Genomic DNA, 15742 nt, shown 5'->3' on the forward strand with positions numbered 1-15742 from the left:
TGGCGTTCTATCGCGCCGCCGCGGGCGCGCCGCTCGCCGCAATCTCGGTCAGCACCCGCGTGCGGGGGCGCTTGCGCGTGACGGCGAGCAGGAAACCCATGCCGAGCGAGAGCGAAATCAGCGACGAGCCGCCATAGGAGACGAAAGGCAGCGTCATGCCCTTCGCCGGCATGAGATGCACATTCACCGCCATGTTGATGAGGCTCTGCAAGCCAAAGAGCATGATGAGGCCCGCCGTCGCGAAACGGCAGAAGGGGTCGTCGTTGCGCGCCGCCGAGAACAGCCCGCGCACGACGACGAAGGCGAAGACGGAAGCGAGCGCGATGCAGACGATAATGCCGAATTCTTCCCCGATGACCGCGAAGATGAAGTCCGTATGCGAGTCGGGCAAGATGCGCTTCACCACGCCCTCGCCCGGACCCTTGCCGAACCAGGAGCCGGCGATGAAGCTCTCGAGCGCCGTCTCGGACTGGAAATTCGTGGGCACGCCGGCGATGGGCGGCGGCGGCTCGAGAAAGGACTCGATGCGCGCATGGACATGCGGCACGAATTTATAGGCAAGGAGCGCCGACGCGCCGCCGACCCCGCCAAGCCCGACGACCCAGATCCAATGCAGTCCCGCCATGAAGAACAGCGCCGCCCAGACGATGGAGATCAGCATGGTCTGGCCGAAGTCCGGCTGCAGGATCAGAGGCCCGATCGTGAGCGGCAACAGCAGCAGGGCGATGAGGTTGCCGGGCACGTCCTTGCGCCGCGCGCCCTCCGAAAAGGCCCAGGCGACGAGAACGACGAAGGCGGGCTTCAGGAATTCCGACGGCTGTATGCCGAAAATCCAGCGCTTCGCGCCCTTCACTTCCTGTCCGTAGAAAATCGTCGCGACGACGAGCGCGAGCGAAATGGCGAAGATGACGAGCGCCAAACGTCGCACATGCCGCGGCGACAGAAAGGATGTCGCAATCATCGCCGCGAGCGCCGGCAAGAGATAAAGCACCTGCCGGTTGACGAAATGGAAGGTCGGCAGATGCAGCCGCTCCGCGACCGGCGGACTGCCTGCCATGGCGAACACGAGCCCGGCGACGATCAGCAAAGCGAGGCTGGCGAGCAGCCAGCGGTCCACCGTCCAGGCCCAATCCGAGAATGGGGTTCGCTGCGCGCGCGAGATCATGTCGATCCTCCTCTTCGAGCCGCGATGACGGCGGGAAGTCCGTGAACGAGGCCGCGGAACGCATCGCCGCGCGTCTCAAAATTCTTGAATTGATCGTAAGAGGCGCAGGCGGGCGACAACAGCACGACCGGCTCGTCCGCGTCCGACGCCAGCGCGTCGAGCGCCGCGCGCGTCGTCGCGACGTCGAGCGTTTCGCAATGCTCATAGGGCAGCGCGCCATCGAGCGTCTTGGCGAAATCAGCGCTCGCCTCGCCGATGAGATAGGCCTTGCGGATGCGCGCGAAATGCGGACGCAGGGGCTCGATCCCGCCCTCTTTCGAGCGCCCGCCGATGATCCAATAGATGTCGGCAAAGCTTTTCAGCGCCTTCTCCGCGGCGTCGGCGTTGGTCGCCTTGGAGTCATTGATGAAGAGCGCGCGCTCGATGCGGCCGACCTCCTCCATGCGATGCGGCAGGCCAGGATAGCTCGTCAAGCCGCGCGCGATTTCTTCGTCGTCCAATCCGCATTCCCAGGCGGCGGCGGCGGCGAAGGCGGCGTTTTGCGCATTATGCGCGCCGCGAAGCGCGCGCGCGCCTTCGAACGAGGCGACCTGCTCGGCTTCCTCCGGCGGATGGCCCTCTTCGCGGAAATAAATGCTTTTCTCCTCGACATAGAAGCCCCAGTCGAGCGCCCGCGTCGCCGAGACGGGGACGACGCGCTTGTCCGGCTCGTCACGGGCCGCAAGCCGCGCGCCGATGGCGTGACAATAAGCGTCGTCGACGCCGACAAGCGCGACTTCCGAAGCGGCGACGAGCCGCTCCTTGATCGCGGCGTAATTCTCGATCGTCCCGTGGCGATCGATATGATCGGGCGTGATGTTGATGAGCACGCCGATCGTCGGCGCGAGCGACGGCGCGAGGTCGATCTGAAAGGACGAGCATTCGATGACATGGATGCGCTCGTCCGACGGCGGCTCGAGATCGAGGATCGGCACGCCGATATTCCCGCCCAATTGCACGTCGCGCCCCGCCTCGCGCAGAATATGCGCGATCAGCGCCGTCGTCGTGGATTTGCCGTTGGTGCCGGTGATGGCGATGAAGGGCGCGCCCCCGGCGCGCGCCTCGCGCTCGCGGCAGAAGAGTTCGATGTCGCCGATGATTTCGACGCCCGCCGCCTGCGCCGCCAGCACGGTCCAATGGGGTTCGGGATGCGTCAGCGGCACCCCGGGCGACAGGATAAGCGCGTCAAAGCCGCGCCAGTCGGCGCCGCGGAGGTCATCGAGCGCCACGCCTTCGGCGACCGCCTTCAGCCGGCCGGCTTCGCTATCGTCCCAGGCGGCGACCCGCGCGCCGCCGGCGATGAGCGCGCGCGCGGTCGAAAGGCCGGAACCGCCCAGGCCGAAAAGCGCGACGCGCTTGTCCTTGAAAGTTTCGATGGGCGTCATCGTCACCTCAGCTTCAAGGTGGCGAGGCCCATGAGGGCCAGCACGAAGGCGATGATCCAGAAGCGGATGACGATCTGCGGCTCCTTCCAGCCCTTCTGCTCGAAGTGATGATGGATCGGCGCCATGAGAAAGATGCGCTTGCCCGTCAGCTTGAAATAGCCGACCTGGATGATGACCGAGGCGCCTTCGATCACGAAGAGCCCGCCGACGATCACGAGCACGAATTCCTGCTTCACCGCGACGGCGACGGCGCCCACAAGCCCGCCGAGCGCGAGCGAGCCCGTATCGCCCATGAAAATCTGCGCGGGCGGCGCATTGAACCACAGGAAGCCGAGCCCCGCGCCGATGAAGGCAGAGCAGACGATGGTGAGTTCGCCGACGCCAGCGACGTAATTGACGCCGAGATAATTGGAGAAGATCGAATTGCCGACGAGATAGGCGAAGATCGCGAAGGCGCCGGCGGCGATCATCGACGGCACGATGGCGAGGCCGTCGAGACCGTCCGTCAGATTGACGCAATTGCCGGCGGCGACGATGACGAAGGCGCCAAAGGCGATGAAAAGGGGACCGAGCGTCGCGACATAGCCCTTCACCATCGGAATGGCGAGCTTGGTCATGTTCTCGCCGCCCGTCTGCATCAGCAGATAGCAGGCGACGCCAGCGATCAAAAATTCCAGCGCGAGGCGCGCCTTGCCGGAGAAGCCGGCATGGGTCTGTTTCGTCACCTTGAGATAATCGTCGTAAAAGCCGATGAAGCCGAAGCTGACCGTGACGAAAAGCACGATCCACACATAGGCGTTGCGCAAATTCGCCCAAAGCAGCGTCGCCGCGACGAGGCCCGAGAGGATCATCAATCCCCCCATCGTCGGCGTGCCCTTTTTTGTCACGAGATGGGACGCCGGCCCATCCTCGCGGATCGGCTGGCCCTTGCCCTGTTTGAGGCGCAGCGCCGCGATGACTCCGGGGCCGAAGAAGAAGACGAAGAACAGCGCCGTCGCCGCCGCCATGGCGGCGCGAAAGGTGATGTAGCGAAAGATATTGAGCGGACTGTAGAGATGGGACAGGTCCGCGAGCAGAGTGAACATCGTTTCTTCCTTAGCGCGCCGGCTCGGAGACGGAGGCGTTTCTCAGCGCCGCGACGATTTTCGACATGCGCGAACCGTTGGAGCCTTTCACCATCACGACATCGCCCGGGCGGACGGCGGCGAGAACGGCCTCTTCGAGTTCGAGCGGCGTCGCGCGATGCGCGCCGCGCATGGCGTCGGGCGCCGCAAAGCTCAGCCGCGACATCAGCGGCCCGCAGGTGAATAGCAGATCGACATTGGCGGCGCTAAGGGCCTCCGCGAGGCCCGCATGGAGTTCGGCGGCTTGCGGCCCGAGCTCCAGCATGTCGCCGAGAATGGCGATACGCCGTCCGCCCGCGCCGGGCTTCGCCGCGCCCAGCGCGTCCAGGGCCGCGCGCATCGAGGTCGGATTGGCGTTGTAGCTCTCGTCGATCAGCGTGAAGGCGCCATCCGGCGTCATAATCCTCTCGCGCTGGCCGCGGCCCGTGGGCGGCGCAAAATCGGCGAAGGCCGCCGCCGCCTCTTCGAGGTCAACGTCGAAAACGGCGCCGACGAGCAGCGCCGCGAGCGCGTTCAGCGCGACATGCTTGCCATGCGCGCCGATGCCGAAGCGCAACCGCCTGCCGAGAACCTCCGCTTCGACGACGGCGCCTTCGGTGACGGCTTCATAGGTGACGAGCCGCGCCTGGGCGCCTTCCGTCTCCCCGAAGCTCAGAATATGGCCGGCTGTCGGGGCGGCGGCCTCGGCGAGGCGGTCGAAAAAGCCGTCGTCGCGATTGATGATGGCGACGCCGCCGTCGAGACCCGAAAAAATCTCCGCCTTGGCGTCGGCGATCGCGTCGAGCGAAGCGAAATATTCGAGATGCACCGGCGCGATGCGCGTCACCACCGCCACATGCGGGCGCACCTGCGCGACGAGCCCGGCGATTTCGCCGGCGTGATTCATGCCGAGTTCGAACACGCCGTAACGGGCGGTCGCCGACATGCGGGCAAGCGTCAGCGGCACGCCCCAATGATTATTATAGGAGGCGGTGGAGGCGTGCGTCTCGCCAAAGCGCGACAGCATGAGCCGGGTCATCTCCTTGGTGGAGGTCTTGCCGACGGAGCCGGTGATGGCGGCGATGAAGGCGCCGCTGCGCTCGCGCGCGCGCTGGCCGAGCCATTCCAGCGACTGCTGCACGTCTTTCACGACGAAGAGCGGCCCCGCCCCGGCCAGCGTGGCGGCATGGGCTTCGTCGATCACCGCCGCGGCCGCGCCCTTCTCGAAAGCCGTGCGGACAAAATCATGCCCGTCGCGGGTTTCGCCCTTGATCGCGACGAAGAGATCGCCGGGCTGCAGCGTGCGGGTGTCGATCGAAACGCCGAAAGCCTCGCGCGCAAGGCCGCCGCTCGCGCGCGCGCGCAGCGCGCCGATCAGCGCCAGTCCCGACCACAGGGGTTTCCCCATCATGGATTCTGCTCCCCGAGCGCCTCTGCGATCGCCTCGTGATCGGAGAAAGGCAAGACCCGGTCGCCCACGATCTGGCCGGTTTCATGGCCTTTGCCGGCGACGACGAGCGCATCGCCGGCCTGAAGGCGGCGAATGGCGGCGGCGATGGCCTCGCGCCGGTCGCCAATCTCGACGATTTCCGCCGGTCCGCCGCGCGCGCCCGCTAAGATCGCGGCGCGGATCGCGGCCGCCTCCTCGCTGCGCGGATTATCGTCCGTGACGATGGCGAGATCGGCGCCGCGCGCGGCGATCTCGCCCATCAGCGGGCGTTTGCCCTTGTCGCGGTCGCCGCCGCAGCCGAAGACGACGATCAGACGATTTTTGGTGAGCGGCCGCAGCGTCGCGAGGGCCTTCTCGAGCGCGTCGGGCTTATGCGCGTAATCGACGAAAACCGGCGCGCCATGACGGCTGCCGACGCGTTCGAGCCGCCCCGGCGCGCCCTTGAGATCGTTGAGCGCGGCGAAGACGCGCACGGAATCGTCGCCACTCGCGATGGCGAGGCCGGCGGCGACAAGCGCATTGGAGACCTGAAAGGCGCCGGCGAGCGGCAGTTCGACCGCATAGTCGGCGCCGGCGCAGCGCAAGCGCAACGAGGTGGCGAAGGCCTGCGGCGCCGCCGACAGCAATGCGATCGCCTCTCCCTTGGCGCCGACCGTAAAGACGTTCAGGCCCCGCGCGCGGCAAATCTCGATGACGCGCGGCGCGGCGTCGCTGTCGGCGTCGACGACCGCGGTCTGGCCCGGATGCAGCAGCGTATCGAAGAGCCGCATCTTCGCCGCGAAATATTCTTCCATATCGGCGTGATGATCGAGATGGTCGCGCGAGAAATTGGTGAAGGCGGCGACGTCGATGCGCATGCCGTCGAGCCGGCGCTGGTCGATGCCGAGCGAAGAGGCTTCGATCGCGAGATGCGTCACCCCCCGGCCCGTCAATTCGTCGAGCGTCCTATGCAATTCGACGGGTCCGGGCGTCGTCAGCGCGCCATAATGCGCGCCGCGGCTGTCGACGAGGCCCACCGTCCCGAGCGAAGCCGCGTCATGGCCGAGCGCCGCCCATATCTGCCGGAGAAAAGCGACGATGGAGGTCTTGCCGCTCGTGCCCGTCACCGCCGCGATCATTTGCGGCTGGCGCGGAAAAAAGCGCGCAGCGGCGAGCGCCAAAGCGCGGCGCGCGTCGGAAACGACGATGAGCGGCAGCGGCGAGTCGGCCTTGCGCTGCGCGACGACGACGCGCGCGCCGCGCGCCGCCGCGTCCGCGACGAAATTCAATCCGTCGCCGGCATGGCCGGGAATGGCGAAGAAAGCGAAACCCTCGCGCGCCATGCGGCTGTCGGCCGTCAGGCCGGCGACCGAAAGCCCGCGCAAGGCGGGCTCGAGGTCAGGCGTCGCAAGCAGCTCCGAAAGCAGCATCAATGTCCTCCGCCGCGCGCCGCGGGAATGTTCGCATAGCCGTAACCCAGTTTCGCGAGGAGGGGAAAAGGCTGATGCGGCGGCTCGAAACGCGGCGCAAGGCCGAGGATCGGACCGACTCGCTCGATGATCTCGCCGGTCACCTGGCCGGAGTTATACGCCGCCGTGGCGTATCCGCCGGTTTCGGGCAGGCCCTGCGGCTCGTCCATGATGGTGAGGAAAAGATACTTCGGCTGGTCCGCGGGCGCCACGGCCATGAAGGTGGTGAAAAGCCTGTTCTTCGAATAATGGCCGCCGACGACCTTCTCCGCGGTGCCGGTCTTGCCGCCGACGAAATAGCCGTTGATATTGACCTTTCGCGCCGTGCCGATTTCCGCGTTGAGGCGCATCAGATAGCGCATCGCTTCGCTCGTTTCCGGCTTCACGACGCGCTCGGCGCTCTCCTTGGCCTCCTCCTCACTGCGCTTGATGAAGGTCGGCGTGATGAGATAGCCGCCATTCATCAGCGCGCCGACCGCCATCATCGCCTGCAGCGGCGCCACCGCGAGGCCATGGCCGAAGGCAATGGTCATGGTGTTCAACTCGCCCCAGCTCTTCGGCACGATGGGCTCGGCGCTTTCGGGCAGCTCCGTGCGCATGCGCGTCAGCTGGCCCATCTTGCGCAAAAAGGCTTTGTGCTTTTCGACGCCCTGCCCCATCGCCATGCGCGCGACGCCGACATTCGACGAATAGGTGAAGACTTCCGGCACGCTGAGCGCGCGGTTTTGCGCATGATAGTCGTGAATCTTGAAACGGCCGAAGGAGAGCGAGCCGCGCGCGTCGAGCCGCGAATTGAGATTGATCTTGCCGGAGTCGAGCGCCATGGCGACGGTCAGCGCCTTGAAGGTCGAGCCCATCTCATAGACGCCGACGCTCATACGGTTAATGTGAATGGGATCGAGCGCTTCGGTCGGCTTGTTGGGATCGTAATCGGGCAGCGAGGCGAGCGCGATCACTTCTCCGGTGTTGACGTCAAGGATCGCCGCGGCGCCGGCCTTGGCCTTGAAGTGGACGACGCCCTTCTCCAATTCGTCGCGCAGCGCATGGGTGGCGCGAAGGTCGAGCGAAAGCGAGATGGGCTTGAGATCGTCAGGGGTGACGCCGAAGCCCGCGCCATGGAGATCGGCGAGGCCTTGCCCGTCGACATATTTCTCGATTCCGGCGATGCCCTGATTGTCGATATTGGCGAAGCCGAGCACATGCGCGCCGATCGGCCCATTGGGATAGACCCGCTTGTTTTCGGCGATCAGGCCGACGCCCGGCAGGCCGAGGTGAAACACCTCGTCCCTCTGATGCGGCGTCACTTCGCGCTTCACCCAGACGAAGCCTTTCTTCGTGCCGAGGCGCTCGCGCAGATCGCGCGCGTCGAGATCGGGCAGAACGGCGGTCAGAAGCTCCGTCGCCTCGTCCTTATCGATAATGCGGCGCGGCTCGGCGAAGACCGACATCACTTTCACGTCGCTCGCCAGCACTTCGCCATTGCGATCGAGAATGTCGGGGCGCGAAGCGGCGACCGCCTCGGCCGCCGCGCGCCGCGTCGTCGTCGCCTCGGGCTTCAAGCCAAGATAGACGAGCTTAATGGCGACGACGCCATAAAGCGCGAGAAAGCCGAGAGCGGCGAGGCGCATGCGCGCGCCGCTCAAAGCGAGGCTCGTCGAAAAGGCGGCCCGGATCAAGGCGCGCAGGCCGCCCTTGCGCGGCGGCGTCGATGGCGTGTTGGGCGTCGTCTGCGTCATGGCTTGTGTCGCTCTTGGGCTTGCCCCTGCGCTTTGGGCGTCGTCGTGGGCGCGCTTGCGGCGGCGGGCGGCGTCGCCGCCATGCTGAGGCCCAGCGCGTCGAGTTTCTGGCCGATGGAATCGATGCGCGGCGACCTGTCGGGCAATGACTGCGCCGAAACGATCTGCGTCAATTCAAGCGGCTTCAAATCCGGCAGATAGACGTCGGCGAGCTGCTGCAGCCGCTCCGGCCGCGTGAGGAAGGCCCATTCGGCGCGCAACACGGCGATGGCGTCGCGCTCCGCCTTGATCTCGATCTTCGTCTTGACGATCTGCTCGGCGCGAAAGCTCGTCTGATATTTGATCGAATAGACGTAAACCGCCGAGCCGATCAAAATCAGGATCGCGACAATGTTGAGAAGCCGCAGCATCTATAGGTTCCCCTTGTCGCGAATAGGCAGGCGCGCAAGACGCGTCAGTCTTGCGCCGAGCGGATGCGCCGCCGCGCCCGTGCGCCTCGCGCAGCGCAGCTTCGCGGAGCGAGCGCGCGGATTTGAGGCGATCTCTTGCGCGCTCGGCGCCACGGGCTGACGGCCCTCGCAGATAAAGCTTGGCGCCGGCGGCGCGGATTCGCCCGGCAGGCGGCGTGAGCCGGTCTCGCCGCGCCCGGCGCGTTCGGCGAGGAACTGCTTGACGATGCGGTCTTCGAGCGAGTGAAAGGTCACGACGACGAGGCGCCCGCCTTCGCCAAGAACGCGCTCGGCGCCGATCAGCCCGTCGAGCAATTCGCCAAGCTCGTCATTGACGGCGATGCGCAGCGCCTGGAAGCTCTTGGTCGCGGGATGAATGTCAATTGCGCGGTTGGGCGCGACGCGGGCGATCATTTCGGCGAGCGCTCTTGTCGTTGTGAACGGCGCCGTCTCGCGGTCGTGAACGATGGCGCGAGCGATGCGCCGCGCGGCGCGCTCCTCGCCGTAAAAATAGAGAATGTCGGCGAGCGTCTCCTCATCCGCCTCATTGACGATGTCGGCCGCGCTCGCGCCGCGCCCCTCCATGCGCATGTCGAGCGGGCCTTCGGCGCGAAAGGAAAAGCCGCGCGACGCTTCGTCGAACTGCATCGACGAGACGCCAATGTCGAAGACGACCCCGTCGAGCGGCGCGAAGCCCTGCGCGCGCGCCTCCTCTTCAAGCTGCGAAAAACGCGCCTCGACGAGCGTCAGCCGTCCGCGCATCTCATCGACCAGAGCATAGCCGTCGCGTATGGCGTTGGGATCGCGGTCGAGGGCGAGGACGCGTGTGTCGGCGTGGGCGAGAATGGCGCGCGTATAGCCGCCGGCGCCGAAGGTCGCGTCGAGATAGCGCCCGCCGGCGTGGGGACGCAGCGCCCCGATCGCCTCGGCGAGCAGGACGGGCGTGTGACGCGCCGCGCCAGGAGCTACGGAAGCAGGATCATGGCCGCGCCGCCCCATTCCCTCTCTCCTTGCGTTGCGCATCTGCGCGCCGCGCCCCGGCGTCGCCCTGATTCGGGACGGCCGCGCCGGAAATAGGGCGCGCCGGGGGGCGGCGGACGGTCTTGCCGTCTCGACTCGTCTCTGCGGCGTCAGGTGGCGGGCCATTGGATTTCAAAGGGTCGGCGAAGCGGCGGCATGCTGAAGCGCCAAATGGCGCCAGACCGCATTAGGCTTTGTTAGTGTTAAGGGAGGGTTTATGGGCGCCGATCCATATCCACGGGCGGCCGCCGCCGGCCATAGTCGAAAAGTCGCCAGCCGGCCTGTAAGCCGGGTTCTGTATGGCCCCTTGCGGGACGTGACGGCCATTCCTCTGGGACGGTCGTCGCCGACCGCCTCTGGCGACCAACCCGGGCGACCGCCCGGAGACGGGCTTGGAGACCGGCCTTGCGGCCGATTTCCGCGTCGCCCCTATTCGGTCTTGCTCCCGGCGGGGCTTGCCGTGCCCTCATCGTTGCCGCTGAGGCGGTGCGCTCTTACCGCACCCTTTCACCCTTACCGCTTGCGCGGCGGTTTGCTTTCTGTGGCGCTATCCCTGGGGTCGCCCCCGCCGGACCTTATCCGGCGCCGTGTCTCCGTGGAGCCCGGACTTTCCTCTGCATGACGCAGCGGCCGTCCAGCCGACTGGCGTCTTAGGGGATAGGCGCGCATGAGCCGCAATGCAAGGGCGGCGTCGAAGGGCGGAACGCTGGTAGCCTTGACGGGCGCACGCCCTTCGTCAGACTACTGAAGCCTCGCATGCCAAACGATTGCGTATATTTTGGCGATAGAAGCAGGGGTTGAACCAGCGGTATGCGGTGTTAATAGCTATGATCCGTCAGATTCCATTGCCATTGTAAACTTGGAGATTAGAGTATGGCTACTAGTGAGCCTACCGAAGACAAATCGGCCTCAAATCTTGATAATGAAATGGTTCGGTGGACGCGAGCCGTCGCTATTTTTACTGGATGCCTTGTCATAGCTTCCGTAATCAGTGATTGGTTTATATATCAACAATGGAGCGTAGCAAATCAAACGCAGGCAGACAATAGAGAACAGTTACGGGCATTGGTATCTCAAATTCCTGGAAACGAAATTATCATTAAAGAGAAGGATGGAACTCCGACTTCTTATGTATTCGTTAACAAATTTCAAAACCACGGAGGGACTCGAACCTCCCGCTTTATCGCGTGGGCTTCAATTCGATTTTTTCAAGGAGGAATTCCAAATAGTAACGATTTTTCAAAGCCGTACAACAAAGTCCCCCTACAAAACTCAGTTATTAGCCCCAATAGTTCGTCCGAACTTGCAGGAATTGCAGTCAAACAGGAAGATGTTATCCGAGCGCTAAACAAAGAAGGCGAAATTATAATGTGGGGCCACGCGGAATACGCAGATATATTTCATCCTGAAATCACACACCACATTAACTTTTGCACGCTCTTGAATCCTACCAACGCTACCACCGATAACACAATTGTTTTGCAACCAAGTCCATACAGCTCAGAATGCAATAATAGCGATTAGATTCGCAGCCATTCAAGCGGTGCTGCGACAACTGTTACGTTTGGACTCTGCCGGACACCTGCAGCACGTGCAAGGCAAGATTGCGCCGCAAGGCTTGTGAATATTTGGCACGGGCGCGGCGCTTCCGGGCCGCCGCCATTTGCTTTAAGCCCGCCGCATGTGCGCGGCGCGAGACGACGGAAGCGAGGCAGGGGCCCAGATCGTCGAGGTCTTGGCGCCCGTCGCCGTCGATGCGGCTTATTCCTATCTCGCGCCCCCGGCGATGCGGCTTCAGCCCGGCGACAGCGTCATCGCGCCGCTCGGCAAGCGCGAGGCTTACGGCGTCGTCTGGTCCGTCGAACCCGCCCCCGGCCCCCGCGGCAATCTCAAGTCGATCTCCCAGCGGCTCGACCGGCCGCCGCTCGCGGAGAAATTGCGCAACTTCATCGATTGGCTCGCGCGCTACACGCTGACGCCGCGCGGCATGGCGCTGCGGCTCGCGACGCGCGCGGCCGAGGACGCGGGGCCGGAGACGGCGCGCACGCTCTATCGCGCGACGGGCAAGCCGCCCGCGCGCCCCACCCCTACCCGCGCGCGCATGCTGGAGGCGGCGGAGGGCGGCGTCGCATATCCTAAAAAAGCGCTCGCCGAAGCCGCCGCCTGCTCGACGGGAGTCATCGACGCGCTCGTCGACGAAGGGGCGCTCGAGACCGTCTCGGCGCCCCCCGAGCCCGTCCAGCGCCCGCTCGACCCCTGTTTCGCGACGCCGGCGCTGGAAGCGGCGCAGCAGGCCGCGGCCGACGCGCTGGCTGAAGCGCTCGCCTCGCGCGCCTTCAAGCCATTCCTTCTTGAAGGCGTCACCGGCTCCGGCAAGACGGAGGTCTATTTCGAGGCGATCGCGCGCGCGCTGCAGGCGGGGGGACAGGCGCTCGTCCTGATGCCGGAGATCGCGCTGACGACGCAGTTTCTCGAACGTTTCGCGGCGCGCTTCGGGGAAAAGCCGGCCGAATGGCATTCCGGCGTCACCGCGCGCAAGCGCGCGCGCATCTGGCGCGGCTGCGCGACGGGCGACGCGCGCGTCGTCGTCGGGGCCCGTTCGGCGCTGTTTCTGCCTTTTCGCGACTTGCGCCTCATCGTCGTCGATGAAGAGCATGACGGCGCCTACAAGCAGGACGACGGCGTGAGCTATCACGCGCGCGATATGGCGGTCGCGCGCGCGCGTTTCGAGGAAGCGACGATCGTGCTCGCCTCGGCGACCCCCTCGATCGAATCGCGGGTGAACGCCATGCGCGGGCGCTATAAGCATTTGCGGCTCGATTCGCGCGCGCGCGCCCGGCTGATGCCAACGCTGGAGGCGATCGACATGCGCGCGGAAGGCCCGCCGCGCGGTAGATGGATCGCGCCGCGGCTCGCCCTCGCGATCGGGGAGGCCATCGCGCGCCAGGAACAGGCGCTGCTCTTTCTCAATCGCCGCGGCTATGCGCCGCTCACGCTCTGCCGGGTCTGCGGCCATCGCTTCCGCTGCGAGAATTGCGACGCCTGGCTCGTCGAGCATCGCTTTCGCCGCGCGCTGATGTGCCATCATTGCGGCCATGTCGAGCGCCGCCCCGACGTCTGCCCCGAATGCGGCGCCGAGGACGCGCTCGCCGCCTGCGGGCCCGGCGTGGAGCGTCTCGCCGAAGAGGCGGCGACGCTCTTCCCCGACGCCCGCATCCTCACGCTCTCCTCGGATTTTCCGGGCGGGGCCGAACGGCTGCGGCGCGAATTGGAGGAGATCGCCAAAGGCGCCTTCGATATCGTCATCGGCACGCAGCTCGTCGCCAAGGGCCATAATTTTCCGCATCTGACGCTCGTCGGCGTCGTCGACGCGGATCTTGGCCTTGGCAGCGGCGATCCCCGCGCCGCCGAGCGCACTTTCCAATTACTCAATCAGGTGACGGGGCGCGCCGGGCGCGGCGACAAGCCCGGCCGGGCGCTGATCCAGACCTTTCAGCCCGGCCATCCGGTCATCGCCGCGCTGCTGTCGGGCGACGCGGAAAAATTCTACGCGCAGGAGATCGCGATCAGGGAGCGCGCCGGCCTGCCGCCCTTCGGCCGGCTCGCGGCGCTGATCGTCTCGGCCAAGGACGCCGGCGTCGCCGAAGCGCATGCGCGGGCGCTCGCGCGCGCCGCCCATGAGCTTCAGCCATCGGCGCGCTATCGCGTCGCCCCGCCCGGCGCCTTCGCAACAGAGGGCGAGATCGCGCTTTTCGGACCCGCCGAGGCGCCGCTCGCGCTGATTCGCGGCCGCTATCGCTTTCGGCTGCTGGCGAAGGGTCCGCGCGGCGCCGACATGCAGGCCTTCCTGCGCGACATGCTCGCAACTGGGCCGAAGGAGCGCGGCGGCGTGCGCGTGCAGGTCGACGTCGATCCGCAGAATTTTTCTTAAGCGCGGAGCGATTTTCAGCCGCCGCCGACGACGCGCGCCACCACTTTAGCCGTGTAATCCACCATCGGCACGATACGCGCGTAATTGATCCGCGTCGGACCGATGACGCCAAGCGCGCCGATGATGCGCCGATCGGCGTCGCGCAACGGCGCGGCGATCATCGAGGAGCCGGAGAGCGAGAATAGCTTGTTCTCCGAGCCGATGAAGATGCGCACGCCCTCGCCCTGCTCGGCGCGCTCGAGGAGATCGATCACCTCGGTCTTGGTTTCGAGATCGGCGAAGAGCAGCCTCACGCGTTCGAGATCGTCCGCGGCGGTGAGGTCCTCGAGCAGATGCGCTTGGCCGCGCACGATGAGCTGACGATCCTCGGAATTGGCGCCCGTCCAGCTGGCGAGCCCCGCGCCGACAAGGCGCGCCGTCAATTCGTCGAGTTCGAGCTTCGCCGCCTTGCGGGATGCCTCGATGCTCGCGCGCGCCTCGGCCAGCGTGCGGCCGCTGATGCGGGCGTTGAGATAATTCGCCGCTTCCGTCAGCGCCGAGGCCGGCAGGTCGCGCGGCACCGGAATGACGCGATTCTCCACCCTGCCGTCGTCGGCGACGAGAATCGCCAGCGCGCGTTCGGGCTCGAGGCGGACGAAATCGATCTGCTTCAGGCGCACATTGTCCTTCGAGGCGACGACGACGCCCGCGACGCCGGTCAGACCCGACAGCAGGCTCGTCGCCTCCGAGAGGACGCCGGCAAGATCATGGTCTTTCGAGGCCGCCTCGACTTCCGCCGCTATGCGGGCGCGCTCGCTTTCCTCCAAGTCGCCGATCTGCAGCATCGAATCGACGAAGAAACGGAGGCCAAGCTCCGTGGGAAGTCGGCCGGCGCTGGTGTGCGGCGCGTAGATGAGCCCGAGCTCCTCCAAATCCTGCATGACGTTGCGCACGGAAGCCGGGGACAGCGTCATGGGAAGAAGGCGCGATAATTGGCGCGAGCCCATGGGGTCGCCCGACGCCAGATAGCCGTCGACGATCTGCCGGAAGATTTCGCGCGACCGGTCGCTGAGCTGAGCGAGGCTGGCGGCCGAGGGAGGGACGAGCGGGACGTGTCGGATCATGACAATCAGAATATCGCATCGGCGCGGGCGCGAAAAAAGCCCGGCTGCGAAACCATTTCGCAGCCGGGCTATGTATGACGCCGAGAGGCGAACCGCTCAGAGGCCGAGATTGTCCCAGCCGATCAGCGCGCCGATGCTCTTGATATTATAATTGACGCCGAACCGGGCGATATGGGTGTCGAGGTGATTGCCCTGATAGACGCGATAGGCGCCGGGGAAGCCGACGCTGGCGCCGTTGGGGCCGTTCAGGCTCGTGTACTGATACTCCGCCTTGACCGACCAATTGTCGAACACAGCATATTCGAGGCCGGCGCCGACCACCCAGCCGGCCTGCCAGACCGGTTGGTTATTGCCCATGAATAACGCGCCGTTGACGAAATCGCTGCCGGAGGAGCGGACCTTGCCATAGGCGAGACCGCCGGTGATGTAGGGCAGGAAGCGTCCGAAGGCGTAGCCGAAGCGCAGGCGCTCCGTGCCGAACCATTGGATGCGGGCCGCCGAGCCGCCGACGAAGCTGTTCGAATTGGCGCGAATGTCGGCGTAGGAGAATTCATCCTCGTAACCGACAACGACGCCATTGGCGAACTGCCAGTTATAACCGCTCTGGTAGCCGACGAGATAGCCGCTGGTGCCGAACGAATTCGAGGTCTGCAGGCCGAAGAACGGGGCTGCGCCGCCAAACGAATAGATGTTCGAGGAATAGCTCGCGTCTCCGCCGCCATAGGCGCCGCTGACGCCGATATGAAAGCCGTCCCAGCTGAAAGGCGCCGGCGGCGGCGGAAGCGGCGGAGCCTTACGGCTCGGGAGGTCGGCGGCAGAAGCCGCGCCGATCATGAAAACGGACGCCAAAGCGCCGGCAATAATAGTTTTAATGGTCATCTGACGCGCTCCAATCGGCCGAAGCCGCGCCCTC

At 65.6% G+C, this 15742-nt stretch carries 12 protein-coding genes and 1 other RNA gene; 2 read left to right on the plus strand and 11 right to left on the minus strand.

All coding sequences use genetic code 11. The features are described from left to right. Positions 1-7: 7 nt before the first annotated feature. The 9 genes from V3H18_RS04355 to rnpB form a co-directional block, all read right to left on the minus strand. Complete coding sequence (locus tag V3H18_RS04355; protein WP_332080696.1) at positions 8-1165, minus strand: FtsW/RodA/SpoVE family cell cycle protein; 1158 nt, start codon at positions 1163-1165, stop codon at positions 8-10. Then, the gene (murD, locus tag V3H18_RS04360; protein ID WP_332080697.1) at positions 1162-2589 is read right to left on the minus strand and encodes a UDP-N-acetylmuramoyl-L-alanine--D-glutamate ligase; all 1428 of its coding nucleotides are present in this window, start codon (positions 2587-2589) and stop codon (positions 1162-1164) included. Before murD ends, V3H18_RS04355 begins: the two co-directional genes overlap by 4 nt. 2 nt (positions 2590-2591) lie before the next feature. Further along, positions 2592-3674, minus strand: a complete 1083-nt coding sequence (gene mraY / locus V3H18_RS04365; RefSeq protein ID WP_332080698.1) for a phospho-N-acetylmuramoyl-pentapeptide-transferase — start codon at positions 3672-3674, stop codon at positions 2592-2594. Positions 3675-3684: 10 nt separating this feature from the next. Beyond that, positions 3685-5103: a UDP-N-acetylmuramoylalanyl-D-glutamyl-2,6-diaminopimelate--D-alanyl-D-alanine ligase gene (locus tag V3H18_RS04370; protein WP_332080699.1), complete on the minus strand. Its 1419-nt coding sequence runs from the start codon at positions 5101-5103 to the stop codon at positions 3685-3687. Further along, positions 5100-6551: a UDP-N-acetylmuramoyl-L-alanyl-D-glutamate--2,6-diaminopimelate ligase gene (locus tag V3H18_RS04375; protein WP_332080700.1), complete on the minus strand. Its 1452-nt coding sequence runs from the start codon at positions 6549-6551 to the stop codon at positions 5100-5102. The genes V3H18_RS04370 and V3H18_RS04375 overlap by 4 nt, the downstream gene beginning before the upstream one ends. After that, positions 6551-8326 (minus strand): peptidoglycan D,D-transpeptidase FtsI family protein, encoded by a 1776-nt coding sequence (locus tag V3H18_RS04380; protein ID WP_332080701.1) that lies wholly within the window; start codon positions 8324-8326, stop codon positions 6551-6553. Before V3H18_RS04380 ends, V3H18_RS04375 begins: the two co-directional genes overlap by 1 nt. Beyond that, a complete protein-coding gene (gene ftsL, locus V3H18_RS04385; RefSeq protein ID WP_332080702.1) occupies positions 8323-8736 on the minus strand; it encodes a cell division protein FtsL in 414 nt (137 codons plus the stop codon). Before ftsL ends, V3H18_RS04380 begins: the two co-directional genes overlap by 4 nt. Beyond that, positions 8737-9774 carry a 16S rRNA (cytosine(1402)-N(4))-methyltransferase RsmH gene (rsmH, locus tag V3H18_RS04390; protein WP_332080703.1) on the minus strand — a complete coding sequence of 346 codons (1038 nt, stop codon included), beginning with the start codon at positions 9772-9774 and terminating at the stop codon, positions 8737-8739. 289 nt (positions 9775-10063) lie between these two features. Continuing rightward, positions 10064-10441: RNase P RNA component class A (rnpB, locus tag V3H18_RS04395), an RNA gene on the minus strand. 227 nt (positions 10442-10668) lie between these two features. Between rnpB and V3H18_RS04400 the strand changes: the two genes are divergently transcribed. Beyond that, positions 10669-11319, plus strand: coding sequence for a hypothetical protein (locus tag V3H18_RS04400; RefSeq protein WP_332080704.1), 651 nt, complete (start codon positions 10669-10671; stop codon positions 11317-11319). A gap of 157 nt (positions 11320-11476) precedes the next feature. Further along, positions 11477-13726 (plus strand): primosomal protein N', encoded by a 2250-nt coding sequence (locus V3H18_RS04405; protein ID WP_332080705.1) that lies wholly within the window; start codon positions 11477-11479, stop codon positions 13724-13726. Positions 13727-13740: 14 nt separating this feature from the next. On the opposite strand, the gene hrcA is transcribed toward V3H18_RS04405, so the two are convergent. Both hrcA and V3H18_RS04415 read right to left on the minus strand, forming a co-directional pair. Further along, entirely contained in the window at positions 13741-14829 is a 1089-nt protein-coding gene (hrcA, locus tag V3H18_RS04410; protein ID WP_332080706.1) for a heat-inducible transcriptional repressor HrcA, read from the minus strand. 96 nt (positions 14830-14925) lie between these two features. Next, complete coding sequence (locus tag V3H18_RS04415) at positions 14926-15708, minus strand: outer membrane protein (RefSeq protein WP_332080707.1); 783 nt, start codon at positions 15706-15708, stop codon at positions 14926-14928. Positions 15709-15742 lie beyond the last annotated feature (34 nt).

Origin of the sequence: Methylocystis borbori, from assembly GCF_036576025.1 — a bacterium.
GTDB lineage: Bacteria > Pseudomonadota > Alphaproteobacteria > Rhizobiales > Beijerinckiaceae > Methylocystis > Methylocystis borbori.

Bases quoted from the DNA above. Each gene is read 5' to 3' on its own strand.
- V3H18_RS04355 (WP_332080696.1), bottom strand. From the start codon at position 1,165: ATGATCTCGCGCGCGCAGCGAACCCCATTCTCGGATTGGGCCTGGACG.
- murD (WP_332080697.1), bottom strand. From the start codon at position 2,589: ATGACGCCCATCGAAACTTTCAAGGACAAGCGCGTCGCGCTTTTCGGC.
- mraY (WP_332080698.1), bottom strand. From the start codon at position 3,674: ATGTTCACTCTGCTCGCGGACCTGTCCCATCTCTACAGTCCGCTCAAT.
- V3H18_RS04370 (WP_332080699.1), bottom strand. From the start codon at position 5,103: ATGATGGGGAAACCCCTGTGGTCGGGACTGGCGCTGATCGGCGCGCTG.
- V3H18_RS04375 (WP_332080700.1), bottom strand. From the start codon at position 6,551: ATGCTGCTTTCGGAGCTGCTTGCGACGCCTGACCTCGAGCCCGCCTTG.
- V3H18_RS04380 (WP_332080701.1), bottom strand. From the start codon at position 8,326: ATGACGCAGACGACGCCCAACACGCCATCGACGCCGCCGCGCAAGGGC.
- ftsL (WP_332080702.1), bottom strand. From the start codon at position 8,736: ATGCTGCGGCTTCTCAACATTGTCGCGATCCTGATTTTGATCGGCTCG.
- rsmH (WP_332080703.1), bottom strand. From the start codon at position 9,774: ATGGGGCGGCGCGGCCATGATCCTGCTTCCGTAGCTCCTGGCGCGGCG.
- V3H18_RS04400 (WP_332080704.1), top strand. From the start codon at position 10,669: ATGGCTACTAGTGAGCCTACCGAAGACAAATCGGCCTCAAATCTTGAT.
- V3H18_RS04405 (WP_332080705.1), top strand. From the start codon at position 11,477: ATGTGCGCGGCGCGAGACGACGGAAGCGAGGCAGGGGCCCAGATCGTC.
- hrcA (WP_332080706.1), bottom strand. From the start codon at position 14,829: ATGATCCGACACGTCCCGCTCGTCCCTCCCTCGGCCGCCAGCCTCGCT.
- V3H18_RS04415 (WP_332080707.1), bottom strand. From the start codon at position 15,708: ATGACCATTAAAACTATTATTGCCGGCGCTTTGGCGTCCGTTTTCATG.